Origin of the sequence: Caballeronia arationis, assembly GCF_001544975.2 — a bacterium.
Taxonomy (GTDB): domain Bacteria; phylum Pseudomonadota; class Gammaproteobacteria; order Burkholderiales; family Burkholderiaceae; genus Caballeronia; species Caballeronia arationis.
In genome coordinates, this window is sequence record NZ_FCOG02000247.1 from 1 (window position 1) to 5,367 (window position 5,367).

Sequence of the window (5,367 nt, forward strand, 5' to 3'; positions counted from 1 at the left end):
GCGGTGACGTCATCCAGACCTTCCTGAATCAGGCGTCGCTTCTCTGCCTCGCGAGTAAGGAACTGGACCAGCGCCTTTTTGATGATCCACTGGCGGGGCCGCTCAAGACGCTCGGACAACGCATCTACTTCCTGAGCAAGTTCGACGGGCACCTGTGCCGTCAGCGTCCTGGTCTCTGCCACCATGTTTAGTCTCCGTCGATGGTTCAATAGGAATTATTGTAAATCAATAAATGGCCTGTTGTTACGCATGCGGTTTTGGCGGGCCCCAAGGTTCGTCCAGAGACGTCCGGCCGAATCGTCAGGTAGCTCGCCGGCGCGTTTTCCGACGTTCGGCGGCCGCCAACGCCGACTTTCCGCGACGCTCCATGCCTGATAATTCGTATTATCACGCTTTAGATTAGTTTTCGTTGCGCGAAAGTGGATATTGGTCGCAGATTCCTTTTCGCGGCTCCGGCTTCTGCGCAACGATGCGGGTGGGGCTGTAGCGAATCTTAAAGATCTACCACGTGGTAGCGCGATGACAGCGACTGGGCGACGAACTAACAGTGCGATCGTGGTCGCCCGCAGCGACAAGCACTCTTTCTCTTTCCTGCATGATCAATTTTCCACCGGTAGCCAATAAGGGCCACATGACGGCGTTACATAACTGCCGCAGTGATCGAGCGTTTTGCGGGCACGACACCCTGGGAAGAAGCCGACCTACGACGCGAGGTTTCGCGAAGAGGTGCGAACGGCACTCGAAGAAGAAGGTGAAAACATCCCGACGAAGAAGTGGTGGCCTGAACGTGCGTGCGCAATGCGAGCGGCGCAATGCGTGTTCAAGGCACGCGCGTGCGGTGCGCAGGCCCGACAAGATCCACGACCGAAGAAAGTTTTCCTGCAGCAGACGCCGTCTTCGACACGGTTGTCGCAGCGGCGGGCACGTTACCCGGTTCACCGCTTCCGCCTGCGCAAAGGCCGCGCGCCAAACACCCGTAAGATGGTCGTGCTGCCGAAGCACATCATTGTTTAGCGGGTCAACCGCAATCGCATTTGGATTGTGAACGTAACCACGCGCGCCAACGCTATCCCTAATCTCTATGCCGGTTCGAACTTCGTGCGAAGACAAGGTACCGACGCTCGTGTGAAATGATGCTGCTCTCGACGCGCTCGGTGTCCCACCACGTGCAGGAGGAACAACCATTAGGACCACTAACTAAAATGCGCTAATTGTCTTTATGTCAAACGCCGGTTCCTTGGTCGGCGCTACTCCAAAACTTTATCTCCGACCAGCGAAAGGCCTGGCCATAGCGACTGCGTCGTCGTTAGATATCAGTTCGGGCGGTAACGCCCTGCCGTGGACGTATTGAGGTCCAAAGTGACCTCAATACTCTGAACTGTCCCGCAGTCGAGTCACGAAGTCCGGCTTTGCATCTGATGCCCACTTCTGTGCTTTACGGTAGGTGGTAGGTGATTCTGTTCGCGTCCGTTAAAAGCACTCACAAGGTCTGCGACTATCACGCCGCAACTTGAGAGTGCTAGGTACAGGTTGGCGCTTTTATCCTTCAGTCTGCGGCCCGCAGCGGAAGACCCAGCGCTGCACGGCGAGCCAGCCAAACGCCCGGACGGTAGCGGGGATCGCCGTAGACCTCGACTAGGCCCTTCAACACGGTGACGATTCGCTTCGCGCCAACACGGTCCCCGAGCGCCAGCGGGCCAAACGGATAGCCCAAACTTAGTCGCACCGCAGCGTCGATGTCGTCCGGCGTCGCAATCCGCTGCTGGGCGATTTCGCACGCTGTATTCACAATACAGGCGATCACGCGCTGCGCTATGAAACCACCCGAGTCACGAATCGTGAATACCGAGACACCGTCGATGCCGAAGAGGGCCTGAGCAAGCGTGAGCATGTCATCACGGGTGGCAGGAGTGGGCATGATCACGCGTGGCAGACTAGCGTCAAACCCAAAAAGCGTGTCCACAGCCACCACACGCGTGGCGTCGAGCGATTCCGCAATCGCACACGTCGTCGCATCTTGTCCGAGCGGGGTAACAATGATCAAGGCGTCGTCACTGGGCGCAACGCCCATCTCCACCTCGACATGCAACGCCTGGAGCAGGTCCAGGACCCGTTGCGCTTCCTCCGGATTACGAGAACTCACCCACACCGAAGCGGGCTTCCATCCGGGCATTGCTTGGGTGGCAGCCGGCGCCGTCACCTTTATCCCGCCATCGTACTCATAGAAACCGGAGCCGGTCTTGCGCCCCAGCATTCCTCCGGCGAGGCGTATCGCCGTAATCGGCGACGGTCGGAAGCGCGGCTCGTCATAGAATTGCCGATAGATTGACTCCATCACCGGATGTGACACGTCCAGGCCGGTCAGGTCCAGCAATTCAAACGGCCCCATGCGAAAGCCCATCTGATCGCGCACGATCGCATCGACGGTGCCCTCGTCCGCCACCCCCTCTTGAACGATGCGTAGGCCTTCGGTGTTTAATGCGCGTCCCGCATGATTCACGATGAAGCCCGGCATGTCGCGGCAGCGGACCGCCGTATGTCCAACTTTCGCGGCTAGCGCTGCAAGCCAGTCGATGATGGCATCGTTGGTACGCAGCCCGCGTACTACTTCAACCACTTTCATGAGCGGCACCGGGTTGAAGAAGTGAAAGCCCGCAACCCGCTGCGGATGACGACACCCGGCAGCAATTGCTGTTATCGACAACGACGACGTGTTCGAAACGAGCACCGCGTCGTCGTGCACTACCTCTTCGAGTTGCCCAAACAAAGCCCGTTTCACTTCAAGCTTTTCAACGATTGCCTCGACCACCAGATCGCAATCGGAGAGTCCTCCGATCAAGTCAACTGGTTGAATGCGCCCCAGCGCCGCTTGCGCCTGATCCGACGTGAGCTTGCCTTTGGCGGCGAGCTTGTCGAGCATGACACCGACCGCCGCGATGGCACGCGCCGCTGCTGCGGTATCGATGTCCATCAGTCGGACTTCAAGGCCTGCGACGGCGGCGACCTGGGCGATACCCTGCCCCATAGCTCCGGCGCCCACGATTCCAATCTTCGCGTCTTGAACGTTCCTCATCTCGGCCTCAGACTCGTTCAATCGCGACCGCGATGCCCTGTCCCACGCCGATGCACATCGTGCAGAGCGCGAAACGTCCGCCTGTGCGCTGCAACTGGTAGCTCGCGGTCGTGACTAGGCGCGCACCGCTCATGCCGAGCGGATGACCGAGCGCGATCGCTCCGCCGTTCGGGTTGACGCGGGGATCGTCGTCCGCGACACCGAGCATCCGCAGCACGGCCAGCCCTTGCGACGCGAACGCTTCGTTCAGTTCGATCACGTCGAACTGGTCGATCGTCATGTTCAGGCGCTTCAAAAGCTTCTGAGTCGCCGGCGCCGGGCCTATACCCATCACGCGCGGCGCCACACCGGCGGTCGCGAGACCGAGAATTCGCGCGCGCGGCACGAGGCCAAGCCGCTTCGCGCTGTCTTCGTCGGCGATCAAAAGCGCGGCTGCGCCGTCGTTCACGCCCGAAGCGTTGCCCGCCGTTACGCTGCCATCCGGGCGCACGACGCCCTTCAATTTCGCCAGCGCCTCAATGCTCGTCTCGCGCGGATGCTCATCCTGCGAGACGACGATGGGATCGCCCTTCTTCTGCGCGATTGTCACCGGCACGATTTCCTGCGCAAATGTGCCATCGGCCTTCGCGCGCGCTGCTTTTTGCTGGCTGCGCATCGCGAAAGCGTCTTGGTCCGCGCGGCTTACCTTATAGTCGTCCGCGACGTTTTCCGCCGTTTCCGGCATCGAGTCGACTCCGTAATGTTTCTTCATCAGCGGATTCACGAAGCGCCAGCCGATGGTCGTATCTTGGATGTCGGCCTGACGCGAAAACGCCGACGTCGCCTTGCCCTGCACGAACGGCGCGCGGCTCATGCTCTCTACGCCGCCTGCGATCAGGAAGCTCGCTTCGCCCGACTTGATCGCCCGCGCGGCGATGCCGATCGCATCCATGCCCGAGCCGCACAGGCGGTTCACGGTCGTGCCCGGCACACCGTCCGGGAAACCGGCCAAGAGCGTCGACATGCGCGCGACGTTCCGGTTGTCCTCGCCAGCCTGGTTCGCGCAGCCGAAGATCACTTCCTCGACGGCGTTCCAGTCGACATCCTTGTTGCGCTCCATCAGCGCGCGCAAGGGCATAGCGCCGAGGTCGTCGGCACGCATCGACGACAGCGCGCCCGCATAGCGGCCAATCGGTGTCCGAATCGCGTCACAAATAAATACGTCTGCCATAATTTCCTCAAAAGTTACGATATGAAATTGGCAAGATGTTGGCACTATCGCCAAGCATCAAGGTTCCGACATCGCCGATCGGAGATCGCCGCCCTTTTACCGGACGACCGATTGAGAGGATCTCTCTAGTCTCTGCCTACCTCCAGAGAAGTAGCGTTGTCGCGCCATTCGAATGGCTGCGTCAAAGTCATGCTCAGTTGCGAGGTGTTTGTGGTCTATGCTCACAAGCCACCCCTGGGCAGACTTGCACCACCGTATGCGTCCCTCGTCGTAGAGGCCGCAGAACCATCGCCAGAGGAAGGCATCTTCCTCGTTGGCAAGCTTCGCTGCATCAGCGCGCACTTCCTCATGAGAAGTCGTCGACACGGGTGGCTCCGATGGATTGTCAATCTGTTGGTGGAGAGGGAGATTTTCTATAGGCTGCCGACAAGCTCCGGCACTGCCACGAAAAGGTCAGCGACCAGACCGTAGTCCGCGACACTGAAGATCGGCGCTTCTGCATCTTTGTTGACCGCGACGATGATCTTGCTGTCCTTCATCCCAGCCAAATGTTGAATGGCGCCCGAGATGCCGACCGCCACGTACAACTGCGGCGCGACGATCTTGCCGGTTTGGCCGACCTGATAATCGTTCGGCACGAAGCCCGCATCGACTGCTGCACGCGATGCGCCGAGTGCCGCGCCGAGCTTGTCCGCCAGCGGTTCGAGCACTTTCGTGTAGTTCTCGCCGTTGCCGAGACCGCGGCCACCCGACACGATGATGGTCGCGCTCGTCAACTCAGGACGGTCCAGCTTCGTCAGTTCACGGCTGACGAATTGCGAAATGCCTGCGTCTGCTGCCGCTTCGATCTTCTCGACCGATGCGCTGCCGCCTTCGGCTGCGACCGGATCGAAGCCGGTCGAACGGACCGTGATCACCTTGATCGGATCGTCCGATTGCACCGTCGCGGTGGCGTTGCCAGCATAGATCGGCCGCTCGAAGGTATCGGCGGAATCGACAGCGGTGATGAAGCGCCCCGGGTTTGTCGGAGACCGGCGAGTTTGGCGTTACGCCGCGCGTGCGGCCAACGCCTGTTTCCGATTGT

The 5,367-nt window shown here is 60.1% G+C and carries 3 protein-coding genes and 1 pseudogene; all 4 read right to left on the reverse strand.

What is annotated here, in order from left to right:
* The coding region (locus AWB81_RS40160) for a CopG family ribbon-helix-helix protein (protein WP_144444171.1) at positions 1-185 on the reverse strand (185 nt) is incomplete at its 3' end.
* A 1,361-nt stretch (positions 186-1,546) separates the two neighbouring features.
* Entirely contained in the window at positions 1,547-3,073 is a 1,527-nt protein-coding gene (locus AWB81_RS40165) for a 3-hydroxyacyl-CoA dehydrogenase (RefSeq protein WP_062643902.1), read from the reverse strand.
* A 7-nt stretch (positions 3,074-3,080) separates the two neighbouring features.
* Positions 3,081-4,283: a 3-oxoadipyl-CoA thiolase gene (gene pcaF / locus AWB81_RS40170; protein ID WP_062643904.1), complete on the reverse strand. Its 1,203-nt coding sequence runs from the start codon at positions 4,281-4,283 to the stop codon at positions 3,081-3,083.
* Positions 4,284-4,696: 413 nt separating this feature from the next.
* Positions 4,697-5,290: pseudogene (locus tag AWB81_RS40180) on the reverse strand (electron transfer flavoprotein subunit alpha/FixB family protein); the annotation flags it as partial.
* Positions 5,291-5,367 lie beyond the last annotated feature (77 nt).